This is a genomic window from Acidovorax sp. SUPP2539 (genome assembly GCF_030158975.1).
In the GTDB taxonomy this organism is placed as follows: domain Bacteria; phylum Pseudomonadota; class Gammaproteobacteria; order Burkholderiales; family Burkholderiaceae_C; genus Paracidovorax.
Map to the genome: position 1 here is coordinate 168,940 of NZ_BQXJ01000004.1, position 24,666 is coordinate 193,605.

Below are 24,666 nucleotides of genomic sequence, written 5' to 3' on the forward strand. Positions count from 1 at the left end.
CGGCAAACCGCAGCTTTCGCGCGCCGCACCCCTGCATTTCCCTATGACACCCGCGAAACCGCGTGCTTCAATCACTTCGTAATGACACTGTCGCAAATGCCAGATAAGGCGCTGCGAACCGCCCCGGTCGGTGACCGGCCCAACCCGAGGATTCCGAGACCATGACCTTCCGTCCCAAGTACGTGACCTTCGACTGCTACGGCACGCTCACCCGCTTTCGCATGGGCGAGATGACGCGTGAACTCTTTGCCGACCGCATTCCGGCCGAGCGCATGGAGCAGTTCATCGCCGACTTCAGCGCCTACCGCTTCGACGAAGTGCTGGGCGACTGGAAGCCCTACGAAGTGGTGCTCAAGAACGCCGTGCGCCGCCTGTGCAAGCAGTGGAAGATCCAGTACCTGGACGCCGACGGCCAGAAGTTCTACGACGCCGTGCCCACCTGGGACCCGCATGCCGACGTGCCCGCGGGCCTGGCCAAGGTCGCCAAGGAGATCCCGCTGGTGATCCTGTCCAACGCCTCCGACGACCAGATCCAGAAGAACGTCGCCATGCTCGGCGCGCCGTTCCACCGCGTGTACACCGCGCAGCAGGCCCAGGCCTACAAGCCGCGCCTGAAGGCGTTCGAATACATGCTCGACTCGCTGGGCTGCGGCCCGCAGGACGTGCTGCACGTGTCCTCCAGCCTGCGCTACGACCTGATGTCGGCCGACGACATCGGCATCAAGAACAAGGTGTTCGTGAACCGCGGCCACGGCCCGGGCAACCCGGCCTACCACTACGTGCAGATCGAAGACATCGGCGGCCTGCCGGGCGTCGTCGGCCTCTGAGCGGTTTTTACCTTCCTTCCCACAGCCCGCACGCCCCTTGCCATGAAGCTCGAGTCCTACTGGAACGATTCGGTCCCGCCGCTGGCGCTGGCACCGCACGATCTGCCGCGGCAGGTCGATGTCGCCATCGTCGGCGCGGGCTTCACCGGCCTGTCGGCCGCCCTGGCCCTGGCCCGGCGCGGCGCGAGCGTGGCGGTGTTGGAGGCGGGCGCCAGCGTGGCGCCCGAGGCATCGGGCCGCAACGGCGGCCACGTCAACAACGGCCTGGCGGTGGACTACGCCGAGGTGGCCGCCAAGGTCGGCGTGGCGCAGGCCCGGGCCTGGTACCACGCCTACGACGCCGCGGTGGACACCGTCGCCCGCATCGTGCGCGACGAGGCCATCGACTGCGATTTCCTGCGCTACGGCAAGCTCAAGCTCGCCACCCGGCCCCACCACCTGGAGGCGCTGCGGCGCAGTGCCGAGCGGCTCATCGCCGACGGGGTGGATACCGACGTGGAGATCCTCGACGCCGCCCGGGTGCGCGCCGAGGTGCAGAGCGACCGGTTCGAAGGCGGGCTGCTGTACCGGCGCAGCGCGCAGATGCACATGGGGCGGTTCGCCCAGGGGCTGGCCCTGGCCGCCCAGCGTCAGGGTGCACAGATCCACACCGGCACCTGCGTGGACCGCATCGAGCGCGTGCAGGGCCAGGTGCACCGGCTGCACACCGCGCGCGGCGCGGTGCAGGCCAGCCAGGTGCTGCTGGCCACCGGCACCTCGCGCCACGGCGGCTACGGCACGTTCGGCTGGCTGCGCCGGCGCATCGTGCCCATCGGCAGCTTCATCGTGGTGACCGAGCCGCTGGGCGCGGCGCGCGCGCAGGCCCTGCTGGCCGAGCGGCGCACCTACGTCACCATCGCCAACATCCACCACTACTTCCGCCTCACGGCCGACCACCGGCTGGTGTTCGGCGGCCGGGCGCGCTTCGCCATCTCCAGCCCGCAGCAGGACGCCGCCAGCGGCGAGATCCTGCGCGCCGGCCTGGCGGAGACCTTCCCGCAACTGGGCCGCGTGCGCATCGACCACTGCTGGGGCGGTCTGGTGGACATGACGCAGGACCGCCTGCCGCACGCCGGCGAGCGCGACGGCCTGTTCTATTCCATGGGCTACAGCGGCCACGGCACGCAGATGTCGGTGCACATGGGCGAGCGCATGGCCGCCGTGATGGCCGGCGATGCCGAGGCCAATCCCTGGCGCGGCCGCGACTGGCCCGCCGTGCCCGGCCACTTCGGCCCGCCGTGGTTCCTGCCGGCGGTGGGGCTGTACTACCGCCTGAAGGACCGGCTGGCCTGACGTCCCAGCGGGCGCCTGCCACCTTCCCTTGATTCGCACCATTCCAAGATCCCCGTTCCCCCCCACTGCCACCCGTCACAGGAGCATCACCATGAGCGACAGCCGCACCCCGTTCGACACCCTCGTCGGTCCCCAAGAAAGCCTTCGCGTGATGGACTCGCTGCGGCGGGGCGCCACGCGCCGCGACGTGCTCGCCATGCTGATGGCGGGCGGCATGCAGGCCACGCTGGCCGGCGGCCTGGCGGGCATGGCGGTCACCGCGCACGCGCAGACGCCCCGCCGCGGCGGCCGCATCCGCGTGGCCGGCGCCACGGCCGCGGCCACCGACACGCTGGACCCGGCCAAGCAGTCCAACCAGACCGACTACTCGCGCGGCACCATGCTCTACAACGGCCTGTTCGTGCTGGACGGCTCGCTCACGCCGCAGCCCGCGCTGGCCGAATCGTCCGCCACGCAGGACGCCAAGACCTGGGTGTTCACCCTGCGCAAGGGCGTCACCTTCCATGACGGCAAGGCCCTGTCGCCGGCCGACGTGGTGTTCTCCATCCTGCGCCACAAGGACCCGGCCACGGCCTCCAAGGCCAAGGTGCTGGCCGACCAGATCGAGACCGTCAAGGCCTCGGGTCCGAACGAGGTGACCATCGAGCTGACCGCGCCCAACGCCGACCTGCCGGTCATCCTGGGCACCTTCCACTTCCACATCGTCAAGGAAGGCACCACCGACTTCAACGCCGGCATCGGCACCGGCCCCTACAAGCTCAAGGAGTTCAAGCCCGGCGTGCGGTCGCTGATGGTGCGCAACGACGCCTACTGGAAGCCCGGCAAGCCCTACCTGGACGAGATCGAGTTCGTGGGCATCGGCGACGAGAGCGCCCGCGTGAACGCGCTGCTGTCCGGCGGCATGGACCTCGTGGCCTCGGTCAACCCGCGCGCCGTGGCACGGGTCAAGGGCACGCCCGGCTATGCCATCTTCACCACGCAGTCGGGCCAGTACTCCGACCTCATCCTGCGCAAGGACATGGGCCCGGGCGCCAACCCCGACTTCATCCTGGCGATGAAGTACCTGTTCGACCGCGAGCAGATGAAAAAGAGCATCGCGCTCGACTATGCCGTCATCGCCAACGACCAGCCCATCGACCCGACCAACCGGTTCTACTTCAAGGATCTGCCGCAGCGCGCGTTCGATCTGGACAAGGCCAAGTTCCACCTGCAGAAGTCGGGCGTGACGGGCAAGGTGCCCGTGGTCACCTCGCCGGCCGCCATGTACTCGACCGAAACCGCGCTGCTGCTGCAGCAGTCGGGACAGCGCATCGGCCTGGACCTGGACATCAAGCGCATGCCGGCCGACGGCTACTGGTCCAACCACTGGCTCAACAGCCCGGTGGGCTTCGGCAACGTGAACCCGCGCCCCAGCGCCGACACCATCCTGACGCAGTTCTTCAAGTCCGATGCGGCCTGGAACGAGTCGCGCTGGAAGAGCCCGCAGTTCGACCAGCTGCTGCTGGCCTCGCGCGCCGAGACCGATCTGGCCAAACGCCGCCAGATGTACGCCGACATGCAGACCATGATCCACCAGGACGCCGGCATCGGCATTCCGCTGTTCCTGGCCAGCATCGACGGACATTCCACCAAGCTCAAGGGCTTGTCCCCGATTCCGCTGGGCGGCCTGATGGGCTACTCTTTCGCCGAGCACGTCTGGCTCGAAGCCTGACGCCCCGCACGCCCCGAGCACTGGAAGCCGCCGCGCCATGAACCGTGTGATTCTCAAGCTCCTGGTCCAGCGGATCCTGCTGGCGCTGCTGTCCCTGTTGGCGGTCTCGGTGATCGTTTTCTCGATCACCGCCGTGCTGCCGGGCGATGCCGCGCAGGAGCAGCTGGGCCAGGACGCCACGGTCGAGGCCCTCGCCGCGCTGCGCGCCCAGATGGGGCTGGACGTGCCGGCCCCGCTGCGCTACCTGCGTTGGCTGGGCGGCATCGTGCGCGGCGACCTGGGCCAGTCGGTCACCACGCAGATGCCGGTGGGCGAGCTGGTGGCCAGCCGCCTGCCCAATTCGCTGCTGCTGGCGGCCGTGACCGCGCTGTTCTCGGTGCCCATCGCGCTCACCCTGGGCATCGCCTCGGCCGTGTGGCGCGGCTCGTGGTTCGACCGCCTGGCCTCGTCGGCGGCGGTGGCCGTGGTGTCCGTGCCCGAGTTCCTGGTGGCCACGCTGGCGGTGCTGGTGTTCGCCGTCAAACTCAAATGGCTGCCTGCGCTGTCCTACGTGAGCGACATCGAATCGGTGGGGCAGATGCTGCGGGCCTTCGCCATGCCCGTGCTCAGCCTGTGCTGCGTGATCGTCGCGCAGATGATGCGCATGAGCCGCGCCGCCGTCATCGACCAGCTGGAGGCGCCCTACATCGAGATGGTGCGCCTGAAGGGCGCCTCGCCCCTGCGCATGGTCATGGCCCACGCGCTGCCCAATGCCATCGGGCCGATCGCCAACGCGGTGGCGCTGTCGCTGTCGTACCTGCTGGGCGGCGTCATCATCATCGAGACCATCTTCAACTACCCCGGCATCGCCAAGCTCATGGTCGATGGCGTGACCCAGCGCGACATGCCGCTGGTGCAGACCTGCGCCATGATCTTCTGCGCGGGCTACCTGATCCTGGTGACGGCGGCCGACGTGTGCGGCATCCTCGCCAACCCGCGCCTGCGCCACCGCTGACCACACCGAAGGGCCGACCCATGGATTCCCTGACCCACCCTTCCGGCCCGCCCGCCACGCCGCGCCACGCGGTGCGCCGCTGGCTCTCTGGCTTCGGCATCTCCGGCCTGATCGGCCTGGCGGTGCTGCTGTGCTGGATGCTGGCCGCCCTGGCCGGTCCCGTGCTGCTGCCGGGCTCGTTGCAGGCGGGCGGCGGCTCCGACGTGTTCGCGCCCATCAGCGCCCAACACTGGCTGGGCACCGACTACCTGGGCCGCGACATGCTGGCGCGCGTGATCGACGGTGCGCGCTACACCGTGGGCGTGGCCCTGCTGGCCACCCTGCTGGCCAGCGGCACGGGCACGGCCCTGGCGCTGTTCGCCGCCGCCATGGGCGGCAAGGTGGACACCATTCTGAGCCGCGTGCTGGACACCCTCACCGCCATTCCCAGCAAGATGTTCGCGCTGATCCTGGTGGCCGGCTTCGGCTCGTCCGTCGCCATGCTGGTGGCCACGGCGGCGGTCATCTACATCCCGGGCGCCTACCGCATCGCGCGGTCGCTGGCCGTCAACATCAATGCGCTCGATTACGTCACCGTGGCGCGCACCCGGGGCGAGGGCACGCTCTACATCATGCTGCGCGAGATCCTGCCCAACATCGTCGGCCCCATGCTGGCCGACCTGGGGCTGCGCTTCGTCTACGTGGTGCTGCTGCTCGCCGGCCTGAGCTTCCTGGGCCTGGGCATCCAGCCGCCCGCGGCCGACTGGGGATCACTGGTGCGCGAGAACATCGGCGCGCTGCCCGACGCCGGCGCCTCGGTCATCGCACCGGCGCTGGCCATCGCCAGCCTGACCATCGCGGTCAATCTCGTCATCGACAACCTGCCGGGCCGCGCGGCCCGCGAACGCGGAGGGCGTTGAACATGGGGGCATCCGTTGTCGTCAAAGACCTGAGTATCACCGCGGGCGACCAGACGCTGGTCGATGCGCTGAGCTTCACCATCGCGCCCGGCGAGGTGCTGGCGCTCATCGGCGAATCCGGCTCGGGCAAGACCACCACGGCGCTCGCGCTGATGGGCTACGCACGGCACGGCTGCACCATCTCCGGCGGCAGCGTGCGCATCGGCGACGTCGACGTGCTGCACCTGGCGCCCGCCGCCCAGCGCGCGCTGCGCGGGCGCACCGTGGCCTACATCGCGCAGAGCGCCGCCGCGTCGTTCAACCCGTCGCGCACCATCATGGACCAGGTGGTCGAGCCCACCCGCATCCACGGCACCATGAAGCGCGCCGAGGCCGAGGCCAAGGCGGTGCAGCTGTTCCGTGAACTCGCGCTACCCGACCCGGACACCATCGGCGACCGCTACCCGCACCAGGTCTCGGGCGGGCAACTGCAGCGGCTGATGGCGGCCATGGCGCTCATCACCGATCCCGACCTCGTCATCCTCGACGAGCCCACCACCGCGCTGGACGTGACCACGCAGATCGAAGTGCTGCTCGCCTTTCGCCGCGTGGTGCGCGAACGCCGCGCCACCGCCGTCTACGTGAGCCACGACCTCGCCGTGGTGGCGCAAATGGCCGACCACATCCTCGTGCTGCGCAACGGCCGGATGCAGGAGGTGGACACCACCGCGCACATCCTCGCCGCCCCGGCCAACCAATACACCCGGTGCCTGCTGGCCGCCGCGCGCCCCACGCCGCGCGTGGCCGAGCACTGCCGGGGCGAGGGCGAGCTGCTGCTCGATGTGCGCGACCTGTCCGCCGGCTACGGCCCGGTGGATGCCACCGGCCGCCCCGCCGCGCTCATCCTGGAAGACATCAACTTCAAGCTCTACCGCGGCCAGGCCATCGGCGTCATCGGCGAATCGGGCTCGGGCAAGACCACGCTGGCGCGCGCCATCGCCGGGCTCATCCAGCCCTGGCACGGCACCATGCTGTTCGGCAATTCGGAGCTCAAGACCACGCTGGGCGCCCGCACCAAGGAAGAGCTGCGCCGCATCCAGATCGTGTTCCAGATGGCCGACACGGCGCTCAACCCATCGCACACCATCGAGCGCATCCTGGCCCGGCCGCTGCAGTTCTACAAGGGGCTCAAGGGCGAGGCGCTGCAGCGGCGCATCCGCGAACTGCTCGACCTGGTCAAGCTGCCGCACAGCGTGGCGGATCGCCTGCCCGGCGGCCTGTCGGGCGGCCAGAAGCAGCGGGTCAACCTGGCCCGCGCGCTCGCGGCCGATCCCGACCTGATCCTGTGCGATGAAGTGACCTCCGCCCTCGACACCGTGGTGGGCGCCGCCGTGCTCGACCTGATGGCCGAGCTGCGGCGCGAGCTGGGCGTGTCGTACCTCTTCATCAGCCACGACCTGCACACCGTGCGCTCCGTGTGCGACGAGATCGTCGTCATGCAGCACGGCCGCAAACTCGCGCAGGTGGCGCGCGCCGACTACGACCGCGGGCCGCACCACCCGTATTACGAACTGCTGGCGCGCTCGGTGCCCGAGCTGCGCCAGGGCTGGCTGGAGGAGAGGGCCGGCGCACCGGCCGTGCTGGCCGCAGCGGCCTGACAAACAGGCGACCCCTACCGGAGACACCCCATGCACCCCATCTTCCGCATCGCCGTGATCCCCGGCGACGGCATCGGCAAGGAAGTCATGCCCGAAGGCCTGCGGGCCATCCAGACCGCCGCCGAGCGCTTCGGCTTCGAGCTGGAATGCCGCACCATCGACTGGGCCAGCTGCGACTACTACGCCGCCCACGGAAAAATGATGCCCGACGACTGGAAGGCCCAGCTCGCCGGCGTGGACGCCATCTTCTTCGGCGCCGTCGGCTGGCCCGCCACCGTGCCCGACCACGTGTCCCTGTGGGGCTCGCTGCTCAAGTTCCGCCGCGAGTTCGACCAGTACATCAACCTGCGCCCCGTGCGCCTCTTCGAAGGCGTGCCGTGCCCCCTGGCCGGCAGGAAGCCTGGCGACATCGACTACTTCGTCGTGCGCGAGAACACCGAGGGCGAATACACCTCGCTGGGCGGCGTCATGTACGAGGGCACCGACCGCGAGATCGTCATCCAAGAGTCGGTCTACTCGCGCCACGGTGCCAACCGCCTTTTGAAGTTCGCCTTCGACCTGGCGCAAAGCCGCGCCAAGAAGCACGTGACCCTCGCCACCAAAAGCAACGGCATCGCCATCAGCATGCCCTGGTGGGATGCCCGCGCCGACGACGTTGCCAAGGCCTACCCCGAGGTCACCCTGGACAAGCAGCACATCGACATCCTCACCGCGCGCTTCGTGCTGCAGCCCGGGCGCTTCGACGTGGTGGCGGCCACCAACCTGTTCGGCGACATCCTCTCCGACCTGGGGCCCGCCACCACCGGCACCATCGGTCTGGCGCCTTCGGCCAACCTGAACCCCGAGCGCACCTTCCCCAGCCTGTTCGAGCCCGTGCACGGCTCGGCGCCGGACATCTACGGCCAAAACATCGCCAACCCCATCGCCATGATCTGGTCGGGCGCGCTGATGCTGGACTTCTTGACGCAAGGCCAGGGCGCGGGAAGGCAGGCGCACGATGCCATCGTGGCGGCGATCGAAGAGGTCATCAAGACCGGGCCGAAGACGCCTGACTTAGGGGGCACGGCCAACACCACGCAGGTGGGCGAGGCCATCGCGGCGTGCATCGCCAAGCGCTAGCCCATCGGCCCCGTCATTCCTTTTGCTATTGAATCTGTAGCGCGATGCCCTAGTGTTATTTGCACTGGAGCCCGATTTCATTCAAACCCCATTCTGTCCCTGCCATGCCCCTGACCCTCACCCGCCCCGACCTGATCCGCAGCGCCAACTTCATCGCGGGGCACTGGCACCCCGGCCCCGGCGCGCTGCTGCCCGTGACCGACCCCGCCACCGGCACCGTGATCACCGAAGTGCCCGACTCCGGCGCCCCCGAGGCCCGGGCCGCGCTGGAGGCCGCCCATGCCGCGTTTCCTTCCTGGCGCCAGGTGCCCGCCAAGCAGCGCGCGGCCATCATCAAGCGCTGGAACGATCTGGTGCTGGCCCACCAGGACGACCTGGGCGCCTTGATCTCGCTGGAGCAGGGCAAGCCCCTGGCCGAGGGCAAGGGCGAGGTGGCCTACGCCGCCAGCTACATCGAATGGTTCGGCGAACAGGCCACGCGCATGAACGGCGAGGTCATCCCCGCCCCCGTGCCCGGCCGTCGCATGTTCGCCCTGAAGGAGCCCGTGGGCGTGGTGGCCGCCATCACCCCGTGGAACTTTCCCGCCGCGATGATCGCCCGCAAGATCGCCCCGGCCCTGGCCGCCGGCTGCACGGTGGTCTGCAAGCCCGCCGAGGACACGCCCCTCACGTCGCTTGCTCTGGTGCTGCTGGCCCACGAGGCCGGGGTGCCTGCGGGCGTGCTGAACATCGTCACCGCCTCGCGCGAGAAGACGCCCGAGGTGGTGGATGTGTGGCTCGATGACCCGCGCGTGCGCAAGATCACCTTCACCGGCTCCACGCCGGTGGGCAAGCACCTGGCGCGCCGCAGCGCCGACACGCTCAAGAAGCTCTCGCTGGAGCTGGGCGGCAACGCCCCCTTCATCGTCTTCGAGGATGCCGACGTGGACGCCGCCGTGGAAGGCTTCATGGCCGCCAAGTTCCGAAACGGCGGCCAGACCTGCGTGTGCCCCAACCGGGTGTTCGTGCACACCAAGGTGCATGCCGAGTTCGCGCAAAAGCTCACCGCCCGCGTGGCGGCCTTGAAGGTGGGGCCGGCGAGCGACCCCGCCTCGCAGATCGGGCCGATGATCAACGCCCGGGCGGTGGAGAAGATCGAGCGGCACGTGCAGGATGCGGTGTCCAAGGGCGCCAGGGTGCTCACGGGCGGCAAGCGCCTGACCGACCTGGGCGCGACCTACTACGCCCCCACGGTGCTGGAGAACGCCGATGCGACCATGGCCTGCGCGTGCGAGGAGACGTTCGGCCCGGTGGCGCCGCTCACGCGCTTCGAGAATGAACAGGACGTGATCGCCGCCGCCAACGACACGCCGTTCGGCCTGGCCGCGTACTTCTACAGCCAGGACGTGCGCCGCATCTGGCGCGTGGCGGAGGCCCTGGAGTCGGGGATCGTGGGGATCAACGAAGGGGCGCTGGCGGCGGAGGCGGCGCCGTTCGGGGGCGTGAAGGAGTCGGGCTACGGGCGCGAGGGATCGACGCACGGGCTGGAGGATTACCTGCACACGAAGTATGTGTGCCAGGGCGGGCTGGGCTGACGGGGGAGGGCGCTGGGGTGGCTTATTTGGTAGAGAGAAGCATGGTCTAAACGCGAAGGGCCATGTTCATTCCGACGTTGCAATTGAATATTAGACGCGTGTCGAATGTCTCCTAAGCAGCGATTAGCGTCCTTCGGGCTATTCTCGCAGTAGGCCGCTATCGGCCAGAAGCAGTCGGTCGCGCTAGGTGAAAGCAGACGCTCAACGTTGAAATAAGCGGCCGCCGCAGGCGGTCCGATCAATTGACATGTGCTAAATAAGATAGAGAGAATTCATACCTCTTAGGACTTACCGCCTTGGACAGCAGGCCGCGCTCGGAATGTGTAGGACTAGGTTACTGTCGGCCTGGAGGCCCAAGCCGTCGCCTCGAACAACTATGCCGTTGGCTGCCGGCGTTGCAGGATATGGCTCCCCAGCGATCTCTGTTCTCTTCAACCCACGATTCGGGCTTACGATGTGGTTCGGAATGCAACTGAAAATTCGCTTTTTGCCTTGAATCGCCGAGGAATAGACATTCACTGCACTCTCGGCTGATACAGAGGCAATCGACCGCTCACCGCACCCAACGTCGCAAAGATATGCCGCGAGGAACTCAACGGTGCCTCAAAGCTGCATGATGCTTAACGTTGGAGATGGTACGTCCGCGTCAATCGCCATGCTGGGCCTCAGCGCCACACCCGTCGATAGCGGGAAAGACTCAGTAAAGCTTGAACATATCCTCCCAGAAAGCCACGACATCAGCGTCAAAACTCCCTCCAGTAGCACCCGCAATCAGTGACTCCGGCGCCTTGTTGAGTCGATATAGTGCTCTCATGCCGCTCCGCTGCTTGTCTGTTACAGCCCAGATGCGATGCTTCGCTCCTATAGGGAGAATGTCTCGTGGGAGTTTGCGATTCTCAAGATCTTCTTCTGAGAAGTACATGGATCGGGACGCGAGCCTAACGACTCGTTGTACCGTATCAAGTACTCGAAGCTCCCGATCACCCAATGGGCGCACAGGCTGACTTCCGGCATCGCGCAGTCCAAGCCTCTCCAGGAACTCTTTATCTTGTGCCGTCCTGTAGAGCGTGGACTCTTGACCTCCGCGACGAACTCGCAGACCGATGATCTCTTCACCAAGCCGGAGCCCTTTAAAGTTGAGGTTGGTAGCCTCATCGACCAACGGCATATGAAAGCTACAGCCTCTAAAGGTCGCTGTAGGAGCCTCCATGCCAGTCATATCAACCTCGTCGAATCTGCAGTCCTGAAACACTAGGCCATTGGCCTGCACACCCGAAAGATCGGTTGCTGAGAATATCGCTTGGGATACCGTCAATGGCGCGATGATCTCTTGCGAGTGCCTTAACACCCCCCCGATCAGCGCGCCACGGTTTGTATTGATTAGGTCAGAAGCTGCAGACTCACCTAACGACGCAGCCAAGCCGCCCAAGTAACGATTTAGTTCTACGCCGCCTTGGAGGAGCCACGCACACTGGCGAGCTAATGTTGCAGGTAAAACGGACCTACTTATCAGGCGAGCCAACTCTTTGCGAGATGCCGTGAGAACCGCATTTTTGAAGTAGTTTCCAAGGAAAAAACTGAAGTAGATCTCATGCCGGAACGAGAGCTTCCTCGCGCCCTCGCCGAGCTCGATAACAGCATTGCTGGAGAGTTTTCCAAGTAATGCCCCGGCTTTGCTCTTGTCAATACCCAACTGTTCCAGAGTAATATCCGCGACAACAAGGAGTGTATCGTCATCAAGTGTCCGGGTCTCCTGCCACCACATTTCCTCCGCTACCGCCGCGAAAAGCTGTTCAAACTGACGTTCATTCAGTATTTGATCTCCGTGCGCCCCTAGCAGCTTATCTTTAATCTCGCGTTGCACGAGTGCCCGGATGGCCGCCTCGACCACGGAACCACTTGGGTGCGAGATTCCTTGCTCCGCCAACAGACTCGCATAAGCACCCGTGAGAAGTGGGCTAGAGAGGATCTCGTCCGCGCCCACCCCGATGTGCTGCGCCGCCGCCTCATAAAGATCTGTATCTCGTGGATCCAAGGAATCGCCCAACAAATACTTAGCTGCCCCGAGCTGTTTCAGCAGTTGCTGAGTGGCTTCACGGTCCCAAGGCAAAAGGTGGATATTGTGGATAACGATGTTCACTGAAGTCGAAGCGCCGGATAGACGCGCTGCGGCCCGGCTCAACGCCGATTGTTGGTAGAAGGTGGAGCGCGCAGAGGTGACCACTGTGCCGTGGCCCTCTAAGCGGAATAGGAATGCTTCAAGAGAAGCGAACGCCTCCGCGTATCCGCCTGAACCGAGCAATTCGTCGAAACCGTCTACGACAGGCACCACTAGCCCAAGGCGAGTTAAGACTGCCAGCGATTGATAACGAAAATTAGAGTTCAGGTCGTCAAGAATCAACGCTACGGCCTCGTCTAGTCTGGATAACGCGCGCCCCTGTGCATCAATATACAGGTAAAGGAAATCGATTTTGCGGGCCGCGTAGTCGGCAGCTTGCTTTTGAGCAAGGTCGACCAAGCTGGTGCTCTTCCCATCTCCTGCACGGCCTTGCAAGAAAACGAGGGAGGTGCGATCGGTATCTGCAGCCGCTATGTCGCTGAGCGCGTGTCCGAACGTGGTTACATCAGGTTTATCCTCTACTCTCACCTTCGCCGGAATGATTTCAGTCGGATAACTACTTTTAAGAATCGCGAGACTCCGCTCTATTTCCTCAGCCAACCATGCCAAGGCTCCTATCTGTTCGGACGCAAAAAAATCAGGGTACGTGAACTCTTGACCCTCAAATTCGACACGAGTCGGCACGTCGCTATCGCCGAGTTCGAGCATCTTTAGCACACGTGCCGTCCGCTTCAAAGTCCACCTGAATTCATTTCCGCTGAACTCGATCTGTGTCCGGGAATCTGCGAATGCAGCGAGATCTCTGCGGACCCGGTCTTCAACGCCTTGGGGCAAGCTAAATGTCATAGATTTCGACTCCGTCCGATTTCAGCATCATGTCGTATCTACCCACGCTTGAGGAATGGTTCAGTCGCGCGAGTGCCATAGTGCACTTCCTATTATTCTGAAACAGCAGGCCGGGGAGCAAGTCTTCATCTGCAGATAAGATGACGATCTTGTCATAAAGACCGGAGACACCAGCGATCACCGCATCGGCGACCACTAACGTATCGACAACCTTTTGGCCACGCCGGCTTGCTACATCGCGCAGGCGCCCGGGACAGCCGTACTCTGGACACTTCCCGCGAATCCAGCAATTAAGAGTTTGCACTGCTTGGCATCTAGGCATCCCTGCAGCTCTCACGCATGTTGCAAGATCGTTTATCTTGCCCTCTGGCTGTTTCCAAGCCTCTGTGCGAAGCGTCGCCTCGAAGCGCATTTCCCCGCGAAACAGCGGAGCGTATGCCACCTCGAAATTCAAACGCTGCCCACTTAGATGGCGAGGATGCCGCGCTATGCACTGGACTACCATGTTATGCAGATCCGTCGGATCACCCGAAATCGACTCAAACCAGCCGCCATAAAAACGGAAGCTGAATTCGGATCGCGCTCCGGGTGTGCGGAGTGCCGCAACAACCCCACCAATTATTTCATCAAAAACAGCTGAATAATCAGCCAAACTGGGGTTGCCACGTCCCATTGCACGCTCCAAGCGGTCGTTCCGGCAATTGTCAAAATCGACTAATACGGCAGTACTTCCCATATTCAATGGCGCTTTTCGTGTGTTAGTGGTCGCACCGCCAAAGCAAAGCGGTACCAAAAAATTTTCAACCAGTTGCCGCTCGCTGCGCACGCTGTACAGGATCTGCAGCACCATAGCGCGCATCAGCTTCTCCGGTGCGATGCTGGGTCGCCCACCCTTAACGTCGGCCTCGTACATCGCGGAGAACCTAGCATCCCTTGGCCAAGGCGTCATCGACCCACTGGCGAATCGGTCGCAGCGGGTGGTCGGCCGGCACAAAGTTCTCCAGCCTCACAGTGGTGGACAGCGACTTGTTGTATCCGTCTGCTCCTCGCATGCTGTGATCAATTCTTGTTCGACGACGCACCGATGGTCGGCGACGACTGGGCTGAGGTCGATAGGTATTTCAACGGCCTGTTAGTGAGAGGCTGCTGCTGAGCATGAGCGCTCGAAGTGATACCCAATGTTGCAGTCAATATTCACTGCCAAATCATCTTCATCATTTTTTGCGCTTCATCGGCCAACGCTTTTTCAGGTGGATTCTGCCACCGCTGATCATGGTCAAGCGTTGCCACGGTCGGATGCGAACTTGTCGCGAAATGAAGGGCGTCTTTTGGCCGATAGTACTCATTCGCATGCGGGTACTCTACGTCCTTTTGCTGACGTAGTCGCCAGTCAGCCTCACGGACAGTTAATCACCCCCCAATAAGAAAAGTAATCCTTGCTCATCAACACATCCACGCGATGGACCTGAGCCGCCTCGGCAAGGATCGCATTCATCCGCGCCACGTCGCGAAAGATATCGCCCCCTCCGCCATCGACATGCGCCTGCCGCCCCGCCAGATCGGGAAACGCTTCAAAAATCGCAAAACGTCTTTCCGAAAACCGAACGGTGAACCACGGACCCGTGGCGGGTTCGGCTTCGACGCAGGCCCGGATGTCCCGCAGCATCTGCACCACCGCCTCCTCCTGACCGGGGCGGGCCTCGATCTCGATGAAGAAGGCCTTGCGGCCCTCAGCGCCTTGTTCTCCCAGCACCTGCACACCCCGGTGCGGTGCGCGGGCAGGTTCGGCGGCGGGCGGGTTCTCTTGCGGGGGCGACAGCGAAGTCATGGGTGCCTTTCGGGGTTCGGTGCAACGCAACGACTGTAGGGTCGCGCCCACTCCGTTGCGTGCCCGAAGATCGGCATTCCTTGCCTGATCGTCCAGGCCGGTTGTGCCGGGCCGGCCTTCCTGGCCAGAATGCGCCATGGCGGACGACGAATTGACGCAAGCGGTCTTGCGCTACACAGGCACCACGCACCAACGGACGGGCGGCATCACCGCCACGCCGGTGCACGGCCTGTACCTGGTTCGGCGCACGGCGCCGAGCGCGTTGGAGCATGCGGTGGAGCAGCCCCTGGTGTGCCTGGTGCTGCAGGGCCGCAAGCGGGTCGCCATGGGCAGCCGCACGGCGTCCTATGCGGCGGGCGACACGATGATCGTCACCGCCAACGTGCCCACGGCGAGTCGCATCAGCCAGGCCAGCATCGCCCAGCCCTATCTGGCCGTTGCACTGGAACTGGACCCGGCGGTGATCACCGATCTGGTCCTGGGCTCGCCGGAGTGCCATGCGCCTGCCGCCGCGCCCGACACGGGCGATGAGGATGATCTGCGCGATGCCGTGCGCCGGCTGGTGCGGCTGCTGGACCGGCCCGAATCGCTCGCGGTGCTCAAGGAGGGCTTGGTCCGGGAGATCCACCATTGGTTGCTGCGCGGCCGCCAGGGCGCCGCGGTCCGCCACCTGGGCTTGCCCGACAGCCACGCGCGCCGCATCGCGCGCGCGGTGGCGATCCTGCGGGCCGAGCCCGCGCGGCCGGTGCGTATCGAGCAACTGGCAGCGGCGGCCGGCATGGGCCGCTCGGCGTTCCATCGGCACTTTCGGGCCATCACGTCGCTGTCGCCGCTGCAGTTCCAGAAAGCGCTGCGGTTGATGGAGGCGCGCCGCCTGATCCTGTCGCAGGGCAAGAGCATGAGCCAGGTCGCTTTCGAGGTGGGGTACGAGAGTGCCTCGCAGTTCAGCCGCGAATACGCCCGCATGCATGGTCGGCCGCCGATGAGGGACAAGCGGCAGGCATCCGGCCGGGTCGGCTTGGTCGGCGCCGTGAGCGGTGTGGGTGCCGTGGGCGCCGCCACGCGATAGCCCGCGGGCCCTGCATCCTGTTGCTATTAAATATGTAGCGGCATGCCCTAGTGTTGATTGTGCTGGGGGGTGATTTCATTCAAACCCCATTCCTGGCTGCGCAGCGCCGGCCTGTGGTGTCCCCGTGCCGGGCGCATGTTCGCTGCCGGTTCTTCTGTTAAAAACCTCCACGCCGTGTGAACAATCGGTTACGTCAACCCTGCATTGGTGGGGAGAGGGAAACCCGGCTGCCCATGTAAAAAGCACGCTGCAAGGCGCCGACGCCTGAGCGGGCACGATCCTGCAGGTTCTGGCGGGTCTTCCCGGGTCCCCCATTGCCCGGCCTTGAATCGAATTCTGCTTCCCCACGCCTGCAGCCTGCGTTCTGCGGGTGTCTGCATGCATCGGCATTCGTCCTGTCGTGCGCCAGCCTTTGGCATGTCGCGTGGGCAGGTACACGTGTGCCGCCTCACTCAACCCGCTACCGGAGAAACCATGAAAATCAAAACCCTTTCTCAGGCGTTGGCAGCCGTGCTCGGCACATTCGCGCTGGCCGGTGCATCGCCTGCCGCCGTGATCGTGGGCACCGGTGCCCGCCCTTCCAGCACCCAGTTGGGCGCGACCACCGCGGTCGGTTTCAAGAAGGAAGAGGGCCAGCCCGGCCATGCACTGCTCGTGCCTTACTTCACGGCGCAGAACGGCCAGATGACCGTGCTGCACCTGATGAACACGGACATCGACAACGGCAAGGTGGTCAAGGTGCGGTTTCGAGGGGCCAACAACGGCGACAGCCTGCTGAGCGTGCATGTGTTGATGTCGCCCGGCGACATGTGGACGGCCGCGGTGACGGCCAATGCCGATGGCACCGCGCAACTGACCACGGGCGACCGGTCCTGCACGCTGCCACGGCTGGCCACCGGTGTGCCACAACGCTTTTCCACGGACCGTCTGGATCCTGGATGGACCCCCGACATCACCGCGGCCCACACGCGAGAAGGTGCCATCGAAGCCATCGTGATGGCCGACATTCCGCAATTGCGCGTCTACGGCGCCGACACCGCGAGCAATTCGGCGCTGTTCAAAGCCATCAAGCAGGTGAACGGCATTGCGCCTTGCACCTTTGAAGACTCCGCCGTCAATGCGGCCCTGATGTCCGAGGCCAACAGCGAAGCCGTTGCCGCGGGCCGCGGCCTTGCCGGCCCGACGGGCCGGCTGGCGGCCACGTGGTACATCATGGATGTGCTGGGCTCCACCACGTTCTCCGGCCCTGCCACTGCGATTCAGGCCGTCGACGGTGCAGGGGATCCCGCGCGCGGCAACTACATGCTCTTTCCGCCCACGGATTCGGAGGTGGCCCAGCCGGAGCGCTATACCTCCGACCCGTTGCTGGTTTCCGCAGGCCTGGCGTTTCGCGACAAGGACATGCCCGGCAACACCTCTCGGCCGACGACCGCGCCTGTGCTGACCGCCCGTTCCAACGACTTTCCCGATCTGTCCACCCCCGTCTACCTGCCGCCCACGGCGACCAACGCGGCCACGACGGCGGCCGACCTTTCCCGGCTGCTGACGGTGGCCGGATTCAGGAACCAAGTGGTTCTCGACGCTTCGATTTCGGCCCGCACGGACTGGGTCGTGGCAACCCCCACCAAGCGTTACAGCGTGGGCAAGGACTACAGCCAACCGGACCCCGCGGACCAGCGGGTGTATTCCGTGGTGCCTCCCTTGCGCACGACTTTGCAGTATTTCCATTCGGGCAATACGGAAGTCGGCCAGAGCATCTGCAGCATGCACGGCACGTGGGACCTGTGGATGGCCGATCGCGAGGCGACCGTCACTGTCCGCCCCAACCCAAACTTCCCCAACGAGAAGTATGAAAGCTGCGGCGCGGTTTCCGTATTCGCTTTCAGCGACTCGTATGTACTGTCCTCCGCAGTCAACCGCAGGCGGCTGAACGGTGTGTTTCGGGAAGGCTGGGCGGGCATGACGACTTCGGACAGCAATGGCATTCCGGTCATTGGTGCATCGTTCATCAAGCTGACCAATCCTGGCGTTGCGCCGGGCGTCGCGGGCAACTATGGGCTGAGCTTCCCCCACATCAGAAGGTTGCCCGTGAAGTGATGGCGCGAGACCTGTAGCGTCGGCCGGTGCGGTCTCTGCGGAAAAATTCTTTCAATGCGCTGCATGCGAAGGCCCACGCGCAGGGTCTGCGCAGTGCAGGCAAACGGCCGGGGCGCTACCACCTGTCCCGAAGCAGCAGGTAGCCCAAGGCTCCAGCCCCCAGCCAAACCACGAGAACCAAGACCACACCCGCTCGGCTGCGGGGCTTGCGGCCCTCCGTTCGCATCCATTCGTCTGCCTGGCTTCGGCACGACATCAGCACGGGCGCGGGCAGCAGTTTCACGGTGAGCCAGATCAGCGCCGGCAGCACGATGACGTCGTCCAGGTAGCCCAGGACCGGAATGAAGTCCGGGACCAAGTCGATGGGGCTGAGCGCATAGGCCACGACGACCACGCTCAGCGCTTTCGCATACCACGGGGTGGCGGGGCTTTTGCAGGCGAACCAGAGCGTGACGCCGTCTCGCTTGATGCGCCAGGCCCAGGCCTTCAGGGTTTTGTGGACGGACATGGTGCGGGCAGGGGTTGGCAGACCGATTTTGTGGCAGAACCCGCAGAGCGCCCGCGGCACGGCAAAGAGGGGCCAAGGCCCTGGCATCATCGCGCGCATGAATCGTCACTATCTGACCGCCGTCGCCGCCGTGGCGGCAGCGCTGCTGTTGCGCTACCTGCTCAATCCGGTGCTGGGGCAGCAGGGGCCGTACCTCATTTTGACGGTGCCGATCGTGGTGGCCGCGATCTATGGAGGGTTCGGCCCGGCACTGCTGGCCACGGTGCTGGGCACGTCGGTGGGCACGTACCTGTTCATCGAGCGCGGCGCTGGTTTGCGCGAGGTGCTGCAGCCAGAGAACGTGGCCCGGCTCCTGCTTTTCCTGGCGATCGGCCTGGGCATCGGTCTGATGGGCGGGCAACTGCGGCGCTCGCGCGTGGCGCTGGCGGAAAAGATGCAGCAGCTCAAAGCCAGCAACCGTGCCAAGGATAACGCCATGGCCATCCTCGGCCATGAGATCCGCAACCCGCTGTCCGCCATCCATTCCGCGCAGGCGGTGTTGCAGCGATCGCCCGGCGATGAGAAACGGGTGCTGCGGGCCAGCGAGATGATTGGCCGCCAGGTGGCGCAACTCACGCGCATGGCGGACGACCTGCTCGACCTGTCCGGGCTGATGCGCGCAAGCCCGCCGCCGAAGGTGCCGGTGGATCTGCAGCAGGTGCTGCGACAGGCGCTCGAGCAGAGCGCGCCGCTGGTGGCCAAGAAGGGCCACCGGCTCGACGCCGATCTGGGCGATGCGCCCGTGGTGGTCACTGGCGATGCGCTGCGGCTGGTCCAGGTGTTCGCCAATCTGTTGACCAACGCCGCCAAGTACACCGATCCCGGTGGCGAGATCGCCCTGCAGGTGCAATGGCGCGGCGAGCGCCAGGTGGCGGTGGCGATCCGGGACAACGGCGTGGGCCTGCCTCCAGGCTCCGTGGCCGACTTGTTCGAGCCGTTCGTCCAGGCGCCGGGCGCCGCCTCGAATGCGGAAGGCGGGCTGGGCCTGGGACTGGCGATCGTGCGCAAGATCGTGCTGGCCCACGGGGGCGAGGTGGTGGCCGAGAGCCAGGGACTGGGCCTGGGAAGTGAGTTCACGGTGGTGCTCCCCCTGGCCCGCACGGGTGCCTGAAGCCGCCGCCGCCCGGCGCGGCAGCCCGCGCTGCACCAGGGTCAGGAGGCCGGTCGGATGCGTTCGAAGAGGCCTTCATAGCGCTCGACGAAACCGTTGGCGTCCACCGTCAGGAGGGCTTCGAATCCCCTGAAAAGGCCCAGGTCCACATAGTGCAGCTGCCTCGGTCCGAGCCGGTCGTACCGCTGCCGCGACCGCGTGACGGTCCACTCCAGTGCGTCGATGAAGGCGGTTTCCAGGCGGAGGCTTTTGCCGGTGGATAGCGGCGTGCGCAGGATCGGGAAGGTGTTGCAGAAAGGGGTCGCGGACAGGTCGGGTTCTTCGGCGCCGTCCAGATCGGTGCGCGGCTTGCCGTCGACGGTCCAGCCGCTGCCGTTGCGTTCGAGCGCCAACCGCCGGTGGCCGTTGGCGTTCCAGCGCTCGACCTCGACCGACTGCGTGTGCCAGTCGGGTGTGATCCGCCAGCGATGGGTGAGCTGGAAGCCGCCGCCCTCCAGGCCGATCACCGTGGACGATGCGGTGATGCCGTCGTGCGCGACGTGCAGCGCCAGCCGCTCCAGGCTGGCATTGGCCGTTCCGCGCCAGAACAAAACGGATGTGCCGGGTGTGGCGCAAGCGGGTGTGGGAGTGGGGTCGGAAGCAGGGGCGATGGGCATGTGCGGGCTCCTTCAGGCGGCTGCACCGGCGAAGAAGCCGGGTCCGCGGTTTCGGTTCTGGTGCAGGATGGTGCGCAGATTCCATTAAGATGGAAACATATTCCACTTTACTGGACGAGGCGATGGTGGCATGAAAGGCAACAGGGCCGGCGGGCCGCTTTCGCAGGGCGTTCTGCCGATGCCGCCGGATTGTTCCAAAGCGCTGAAGTCCGCCCGCCGTTCGGCATGTTCCCCATGAATCACACCCCCATCCCCGAGGTTCGACTGATCGACTGCGACGAGGCCGCCCATGCGGGGGCAATTCTCGACATTCTGAACGAGGCCATCGCTCATTCGACGGCCCTCTACGACTATGCGGCACGCCCGCCATCGGCGATGTCTGCCTGGTTCGCCACGAAGCGCGCGAACGGCTTTCCCGTGGTGGGAGCGGTCGACGCGCAAGGCGCGTTGATGGGTTTTGCATCGTGGGGCACGTTCAGGGCGTTTCCGGCCTACAAGTACACGGTGGAGCAGAGCGTCTACGTGCACAAGGACTGCCGTGGGCGCGGGCTGGGCGCGCTGCTGATGCGAACCCTGGTGGAGCGGGCCCGGGCCGCGGGCCTGCACGCGATGGTGGGCTGCATCGACGCGGCCAACGAGGGGAGCATCCGGCTGCACCGGCAAATGGGGTTCGTCCACACGGGCACGATGCCGCAGGTGGGGTTCAAGTTCGGCCGGTGGCTGGATGCGGCGTTCTACCAGCTCACGCTGGAGACGCCGCTCGATCCGGTCGACGGTTAGGCGGCGGACCGTTCGGTGCTGGTGAGAGGGCGCACCGCACCGCGCCGTCCTCAAGCCGCCGGGGTCGCGCGCGCCTCGCCGCAATCCGGGTATCGCCGCAGCCGCTCGATCAGCCATCGGCCCGCAGGCCCGGGCAGCGCGTCGCGCCGATAGACCGCTTTCATCTCCAGCATGGGATCGCCCTGCACGCCGGTCTCCACCTGGATGCGCACCAGCCGCCCGTCGCGCAGGTCGTCTTCCACCATGGGCCGGGGCATGTGCCCCCAGCCGAGACCGGCGCGCAGGAAGGCGTGCTTGGCGCCGATGTCCGCCAGGCGCCACACGGTGTCGCCCAGCACGCCGAAGTCGCGGCCGGCGGTGAGGGGCGAGCGGTCGGTGAGGACGAGCTGGACATGGCCTTTCAGCTGCTGGCGCGTCAGCCGGCCCGGCTGCTTTGCCAGCGGCGATCCCGGGGCCGCCACGGTGACCATGGGCACGCCCATGAGCGGCACCTGTTCGAACTCCGGCGGAATGACGGGCAGCGAACCCATCACGCCCACGCGGCAGCGCCCGTCCAGCACCCATTGGGCCGCGGCGCCGAGTGCCTCCACCTGCAGTTGCAGCGTGGTGCCGGGAAAGGCGACGGCAAAGGCGCCGATGGCGTCGGTCAGGGCCGCCATGGGGAACATGACATCGACCACGACCGACAGTTCGGGCTCCAGGCCGGCGGCCATCGAGCGTGCCTCTGCCTTGAGTGTGTCGGCCGCGCGAACGATGTCGCGGGCGCGGCCGGCCAGTGCCTGGCCTTCCGGAGTGAGGGCGGGTAGGCGCGCCGCCCTGGTGAACAGTGTGACGCCGAGTTGCGCCTCCAGCCCGGCGATGGCCTGGCTGACGACCGATTGCGCCCGACCGACGCGGCGGCCGGCGGCCGAGAAGCTGCCGGTTTCCACCGCGGCGACGAAGATGCGCAGGTGATCCAGCGAGACGCCATCGAGCATGGTGATGTCCTCAATCCATCGTTAAAGCAGATGGATCATATTCAATCAAATAGGCTTCGCAGATGGAGAGTGCGTCTCTACACTGGGTGGGTAGCGGCGCCACGGCAAACCGGATGTGGCGCCGGCGCAGATTTGTCCGGCCCGTCTTTTCAGGAGCACCCCACCATGTCCGCCTTGCTTTCCCCCACCGCCCAACGAACCATCGTGCGGCGCACTCGTGGCCGTGGACACGGTCCCATCACCCGGCTGATGAGCCCTGGCGACCTGGGCCAGGTGCTCAAGCCTTTCGTGTTTCTGGATCTGTTCCAGGGCGAATCGTCGTTTGCCGGTGGCATGCCCATTCACCCGCACTCGGGGCTGGCCACCGTCACGGTGGTGACCGAAGGCGACTTTCGCTTCGACGATGCGGTCTCGGGCGAGGGGGAATTGGCCTACGGCGGCGTGGAGTGGATGCGCGCCGGGGGCGGCGTGTGGCATGGCAAGGAGCTTTCACCAGGGCAGTCGCCGCGCATCGCGGGTTTCCAGCTGTGGCTCGCCCTGCCGCCCGAACTGGAAAACGGCCCGGTGGACAGCCAGTACATCGAGGCCAGGGCCATGCCCGCCAGCGGCCCGGTCACGGTGATCCTTGGCGAATATGCCGGCCTTCGCAGCCCGGTGCGGGCACCGGAGGGCGTTCACTACCTGCTCGTCACGCTGCAGCCCGGCCAGGCATGGACGTATGCGCCGCCCCAGGGGCACGATGCCGCCTGGCTGGCGGTCAGCCACGGCCAACTGGTCGGTCCCAACGCGGTGGCCACGGGCGAGATGGCGGTGTTTGGCGCATCCGGCACGATCGAGCTGCAGGCCTCGCAGGAGCGTAGCGCGGTGTTCGTGATCGGGTCCGCCGAGCCGCATCCGCACGATCTGGTAACGGGCACGTATTCGGTGCATACCAGCCGGGCGGCCCTGGCGAAGGGGGAGGCAGGCATTCAGGCGCTGGCCGAGCGCATGGCACTGCGCCCTGCGGGGCCGCAGCGGCGCACGGCGGTGTTCAGCGGCTGACGGCATCGCGCCGCCGGGCGAGCACGGTGGGCACGGGCCCGTTCAGTTCGCGCCGCCCACGCGCTGCAGTGCTTCCAGGTGCAGCAGTTCGATGCGGCGGTAGCGCAGGCCGATCAGGCCTTCCTGCGCCAGGGCGTTGAGTTCTTTCGACAGGGTCTGCCGCGTCACGCCGAGCATCATGGCCAGGGCCTCCTGCGGCACGGCCACGCTGGGCCGCAAGGTGGCGGACTGGGTGGCGTCGCCGCGCGCCAGGGCCAGCAGGCGATGCACCACGCGCACGCGCAGCCCGCGCAGGGTGGCGTCCTCCATCATGCTGTACAGCCCCCGCACCCGTGAGGCGAGCAGGGTGGCCATGGCGTTGGCGAACACGGGGTCGGCCATCTGCGCGGCGAAGGCGGCGGGCGGCACCACGAGCAGATCGACCCCGGTGAGCGCGGTGGCGTCGTGCGTGCGCGGCGAGCCGTCGATGAGGGTGATCTCGCCGAACCAGTTGCCCGGCTCCAGCAGCACCAGGATGGCTTCGCGCCCGTCGTCGCGCAGCGTGGAGATCTTGAGGGTGCCGGCCAGCAGGCCGTAGAACCCGCTGCCGGCCGCGCCCACCGGGTCGCCCTGGCGAAAGGGCATGGCGCCACGCTGCAGGTGCACCAGTTCCGCCGTGCCCAGCAGGCCATTGCGCTGCGCGGCGGGCAGGGCCGCGAACCAGGGATTGCCTTCCATGGTGCGGCGGTGGGCGGGCGACAGCGGGGGCGTGTGGGGCATGCAATGCGGTGTACGGTGCGGCGCGGGCGGGTAAACCAAGGGGTCGAACTGTCAATTATTGGACAGTTGGCAGGCCAGGGCGCGCCTACAGTGGCCCGGTTCCCCCACGGAGACAAAACGATGCAGACCCATCAAAAGGCGACTTTCGTGCGCATGCAGGACAGCACGCGCGAGGACTGGCAGACGATTGGCGGCGAGTTCATGCAGTTCTCGCGCGGCCTGGCAGACCGGGTGGCGGCGCACCTGCGCATCTTGGAAGGCGACTACGGCGGCTTTCCGGTGGACCGCTACACGCACTCGCTGCAGACCGCCACCCGCGCGCTGCGCGATGGCCGGGACGAGGAGTACGTGGTGTGCGCGCTGCTGCACGACATCGGCGACACGCTGGGCTCGTTCAACCACCCCGACATCGCGGCCGCCATCCTGCAGCCGTTCGTGAGCGAGGCCAACCACTGGATGGTCAAGCACCACGGCATCTTCCAGGGCCATTATTTCTTTCACCACATCGGGCTGGACCGCCACCTGCGCGACCAGTTCGCGGGACACCCGCACTACCAGCAGACGGCCGATTTTTGCGAGCGCTACGACAACCCGGCGTTCGACCCGCACGCCGAGACGCTGCCGCTCGACACGTTCATGCCGATGCTGCGGCGCGTGTTGGCCCAGCCGCGCCAGAGCCTCTACAAGGCGGCGCTGCAGCCGCCGCAGCCGGCCGCCGCCTGACGGCTGCCGGCGCCCTCTGT

20 protein-coding genes and 1 pseudogene are annotated in these 24,666 nt (G+C 66.0%); 14 read left to right on the forward strand and 7 right to left on the reverse strand.

What is annotated here, in order from left to right; genetic code table 11:
- Positions 1-161: 161 nt before the first annotated feature.
- The 8 genes from AVTE2539_RS15425 to AVTE2539_RS15460 all read left to right on the forward strand — a co-directional run bounded on the left by AVTE2539_RS15425 (position 162) and on the right by AVTE2539_RS15460 (position 10,093).
- On the forward strand, positions 162-827 hold the full coding sequence (locus tag AVTE2539_RS15425; RefSeq protein ID WP_272568388.1) for a haloacid dehalogenase type II: 666 nt from the start codon (positions 162-164) through the stop codon (positions 825-827).
- A gap of 42 nt (positions 828-869) precedes the next feature.
- Positions 870-2,159: an NAD(P)/FAD-dependent oxidoreductase gene (locus tag AVTE2539_RS15430; RefSeq protein WP_284411893.1), complete on the forward strand. Its 1,290-nt coding sequence runs from the start codon at positions 870-872 to the stop codon at positions 2,157-2,159.
- A 91-nt stretch (positions 2,160-2,250) separates the two neighbouring features.
- A complete protein-coding gene (locus AVTE2539_RS15435) occupies positions 2,251-3,870 on the forward strand; it encodes an ABC transporter substrate-binding protein (RefSeq protein ID WP_284398929.1) in 1,620 nt (539 codons plus the stop codon).
- Between the two features lie 37 nt (positions 3,871-3,907).
- Positions 3,908-4,864, forward strand: coding sequence for an ABC transporter permease (locus AVTE2539_RS15440; RefSeq protein WP_272568392.1), 957 nt, complete (start codon positions 3,908-3,910; stop codon positions 4,862-4,864).
- A 20-nt stretch (positions 4,865-4,884) separates the two neighbouring features.
- Positions 4,885-5,763, forward strand: coding sequence for an ABC transporter permease (locus AVTE2539_RS15445; protein ID WP_284398926.1), 879 nt, complete (start codon positions 4,885-4,887; stop codon positions 5,761-5,763).
- A gap of 2 nt (positions 5,764-5,765) precedes the next feature.
- Positions 5,766-7,400 carry an ABC transporter ATP-binding protein gene (locus AVTE2539_RS15450; RefSeq protein ID WP_284411895.1) on the forward strand — a complete coding sequence of 545 codons (1,635 nt, stop codon included), beginning with the start codon at positions 5,766-5,768 and terminating at the stop codon, positions 7,398-7,400.
- Positions 7,401-7,430: 30 nt separating this feature from the next.
- On the forward strand, positions 7,431-8,519 hold the full coding sequence (locus AVTE2539_RS15455; protein WP_284411896.1) for a tartrate dehydrogenase: 1,089 nt from the start codon (positions 7,431-7,433) through the stop codon (positions 8,517-8,519).
- A gap of 104 nt (positions 8,520-8,623) precedes the next feature.
- Positions 8,624-10,093 carry an NAD-dependent succinate-semialdehyde dehydrogenase gene (locus AVTE2539_RS15460; RefSeq protein WP_284411898.1) on the forward strand — a complete coding sequence of 490 codons (1,470 nt, stop codon included), beginning with the start codon at positions 8,624-8,626 and terminating at the stop codon, positions 10,091-10,093.
- Between the two features lie 697 nt (positions 10,094-10,790).
- Here AVTE2539_RS15460 and AVTE2539_RS15465 read toward each other — a convergent pair.
- The 3 genes and pseudogenes from AVTE2539_RS15465 to AVTE2539_RS15475 all read right to left on the reverse strand — a co-directional run bounded on the left by AVTE2539_RS15465 (position 10,791) and on the right by AVTE2539_RS15475 (position 14,886).
- Positions 10,791-13,058, reverse strand: a complete 2,268-nt coding sequence (locus AVTE2539_RS15465; RefSeq protein WP_284411900.1) for an NACHT domain-containing protein — start codon at positions 13,056-13,058, stop codon at positions 10,791-10,793.
- Positions 13,059-13,833: 775 nt separating this feature from the next.
- Positions 13,834-14,110, reverse strand: a pseudogene (locus tag AVTE2539_RS15470) (transposase); the annotation flags it as partial.
- Positions 14,111-14,454: 344 nt separating this feature from the next.
- The gene (locus AVTE2539_RS15475; RefSeq protein WP_284411902.1) at positions 14,455-14,886 is read right to left on the reverse strand and encodes a putative quinol monooxygenase; all 432 of its coding nucleotides are present in this window, start codon (positions 14,884-14,886) and stop codon (positions 14,455-14,457) included.
- A gap of 136 nt (positions 14,887-15,022) precedes the next feature.
- Here AVTE2539_RS15475 and AVTE2539_RS15480 point away from each other — a divergent pair, with 136 nt between their 5' ends.
- Positions 15,023-15,955, forward strand: coding sequence for an AraC family transcriptional regulator (locus tag AVTE2539_RS15480; RefSeq protein WP_284411904.1), 933 nt, complete (start codon positions 15,023-15,025; stop codon positions 15,953-15,955).
- A 474-nt stretch (positions 15,956-16,429) separates the two neighbouring features.
- The gene (locus AVTE2539_RS15485; protein WP_284411906.1) at positions 16,430-18,052 is read left to right on the forward strand and encodes a surface layer protein NpdA; all 1,623 of its coding nucleotides are present in this window, start codon (positions 16,430-16,432) and stop codon (positions 18,050-18,052) included.
- A 115-nt stretch (positions 18,053-18,167) separates the two neighbouring features.
- On the opposite strand, the gene AVTE2539_RS15490 is transcribed toward AVTE2539_RS15485, so the two are convergent.
- A complete protein-coding gene (locus AVTE2539_RS15490; RefSeq protein ID WP_284411908.1) occupies positions 18,168-18,560 on the reverse strand; it encodes a YkvA family protein in 393 nt (130 codons plus the stop codon).
- Between the two features lie 97 nt (positions 18,561-18,657).
- On the opposite strand from AVTE2539_RS15490, the gene AVTE2539_RS15495 reads away from it, so the two are divergent.
- Positions 18,658-19,710 carry a sensor histidine kinase gene (locus tag AVTE2539_RS15495; protein ID WP_284411911.1) on the forward strand — a complete coding sequence of 351 codons (1,053 nt, stop codon included), beginning with the start codon at positions 18,658-18,660 and terminating at the stop codon, positions 19,708-19,710.
- A 41-nt stretch (positions 19,711-19,751) separates the two neighbouring features.
- On the opposite strand, the gene AVTE2539_RS15500 is transcribed toward AVTE2539_RS15495, so the two are convergent.
- Positions 19,752-20,366, reverse strand: coding sequence for a putative glycolipid-binding domain-containing protein (locus AVTE2539_RS15500; RefSeq protein WP_284411913.1), 615 nt, complete (start codon positions 20,364-20,366; stop codon positions 19,752-19,754).
- Between the two features lie 234 nt (positions 20,367-20,600).
- Between AVTE2539_RS15500 and AVTE2539_RS15505 the strand changes: the two genes are divergently transcribed.
- Complete coding sequence (locus AVTE2539_RS15505; protein WP_284411915.1) at positions 20,601-21,146, forward strand: GNAT family N-acetyltransferase; 546 nt, start codon at positions 20,601-20,603, stop codon at positions 21,144-21,146.
- Positions 21,147-21,196: 50 nt separating this feature from the next.
- Here AVTE2539_RS15505 and AVTE2539_RS15510 read toward each other — a convergent pair whose 3' ends face one another.
- Positions 21,197-22,123: a LysR family transcriptional regulator gene (locus AVTE2539_RS15510; protein WP_284411916.1), complete on the reverse strand. Its 927-nt coding sequence runs from the start codon at positions 22,121-22,123 to the stop codon at positions 21,197-21,199.
- 165 nt (positions 22,124-22,288) lie between these two features.
- On the opposite strand from AVTE2539_RS15510, the gene AVTE2539_RS15515 reads away from it, so the two are divergent.
- Entirely contained in the window at positions 22,289-23,164 is an 876-nt protein-coding gene (locus AVTE2539_RS15515; protein WP_284411918.1) for a pirin family protein, read from the forward strand.
- Positions 23,165-23,206: 42 nt separating this feature from the next.
- Here AVTE2539_RS15515 and AVTE2539_RS15520 read toward each other — a convergent pair whose 3' ends face one another.
- Entirely contained in the window at positions 23,207-23,923 is a 717-nt protein-coding gene (locus tag AVTE2539_RS15520; RefSeq protein WP_284411919.1) for a Crp/Fnr family transcriptional regulator, read from the reverse strand.
- Between the two features lie 120 nt (positions 23,924-24,043).
- On the opposite strand from AVTE2539_RS15520, the gene AVTE2539_RS15525 reads away from it, so the two are divergent.
- Positions 24,044-24,646 (forward strand): HD domain-containing protein, encoded by a 603-nt coding sequence (locus AVTE2539_RS15525; RefSeq protein WP_284411922.1) that lies wholly within the window; start codon positions 24,044-24,046, stop codon positions 24,644-24,646.
- Positions 24,647-24,666: the final 20 nt, after the last annotated feature.

Bases quoted from the DNA above. Each gene is read 5' to 3' on its own strand.
- AVTE2539_RS15425 (WP_272568388.1), top strand. From the start codon at position 162: ATGACCTTCCGTCCCAAGTACGTGACCTTCGACTGCTACGGCACGCTC.
- AVTE2539_RS15430 (WP_284411893.1), top strand. From the start codon at position 870: ATGAAGCTCGAGTCCTACTGGAACGATTCGGTCCCGCCGCTGGCGCTG.
- AVTE2539_RS15435 (WP_284398929.1), top strand. From the start codon at position 2,251: ATGAGCGACAGCCGCACCCCGTTCGACACCCTCGTCGGTCCCCAAGAA.
- AVTE2539_RS15440 (WP_272568392.1), top strand. From the start codon at position 3,908: ATGAACCGTGTGATTCTCAAGCTCCTGGTCCAGCGGATCCTGCTGGCG.
- AVTE2539_RS15445 (WP_284398926.1), top strand. From the start codon at position 4,885: ATGGATTCCCTGACCCACCCTTCCGGCCCGCCCGCCACGCCGCGCCAC.
- AVTE2539_RS15450 (WP_284411895.1), top strand. From the start codon at position 5,766: ATGGGGGCATCCGTTGTCGTCAAAGACCTGAGTATCACCGCGGGCGAC.
- AVTE2539_RS15455 (WP_284411896.1), top strand. From the start codon at position 7,431: ATGCACCCCATCTTCCGCATCGCCGTGATCCCCGGCGACGGCATCGGC.
- AVTE2539_RS15460 (WP_284411898.1), top strand. From the start codon at position 8,624: ATGCCCCTGACCCTCACCCGCCCCGACCTGATCCGCAGCGCCAACTTC.
- AVTE2539_RS15465 (WP_284411900.1), bottom strand. From the start codon at position 13,058: ATGACATTTAGCTTGCCCCAAGGCGTTGAAGACCGGGTCCGCAGAGAT.
- AVTE2539_RS15475 (WP_284411902.1), bottom strand. From the start codon at position 14,886: ATGACTTCGCTGTCGCCCCCGCAAGAGAACCCGCCCGCCGCCGAACCT.
- AVTE2539_RS15480 (WP_284411904.1), top strand. From the start codon at position 15,023: ATGGCGGACGACGAATTGACGCAAGCGGTCTTGCGCTACACAGGCACC.
- AVTE2539_RS15485 (WP_284411906.1), top strand. From the start codon at position 16,430: ATGAAAATCAAAACCCTTTCTCAGGCGTTGGCAGCCGTGCTCGGCACA.
- AVTE2539_RS15490 (WP_284411908.1), bottom strand. From the start codon at position 18,560: ATGTCCGTCCACAAAACCCTGAAGGCCTGGGCCTGGCGCATCAAGCGA.
- AVTE2539_RS15495 (WP_284411911.1), top strand. From the start codon at position 18,658: ATGAATCGTCACTATCTGACCGCCGTCGCCGCCGTGGCGGCAGCGCTG.
- AVTE2539_RS15500 (WP_284411913.1), bottom strand. From the start codon at position 20,366: ATGCCCATCGCCCCTGCTTCCGACCCCACTCCCACACCCGCTTGCGCC.
- AVTE2539_RS15505 (WP_284411915.1), top strand. From the start codon at position 20,601: ATGAATCACACCCCCATCCCCGAGGTTCGACTGATCGACTGCGACGAG.
- AVTE2539_RS15510 (WP_284411916.1), bottom strand. From the start codon at position 22,123: ATGCTCGATGGCGTCTCGCTGGATCACCTGCGCATCTTCGTCGCCGCG.
- AVTE2539_RS15515 (WP_284411918.1), top strand. From the start codon at position 22,289: ATGTCCGCCTTGCTTTCCCCCACCGCCCAACGAACCATCGTGCGGCGC.
- AVTE2539_RS15520 (WP_284411919.1), bottom strand. From the start codon at position 23,923: ATGCCCCACACGCCCCCGCTGTCGCCCGCCCACCGCCGCACCATGGAA.
- AVTE2539_RS15525 (WP_284411922.1), top strand. From the start codon at position 24,044: ATGCAGACCCATCAAAAGGCGACTTTCGTGCGCATGCAGGACAGCACG.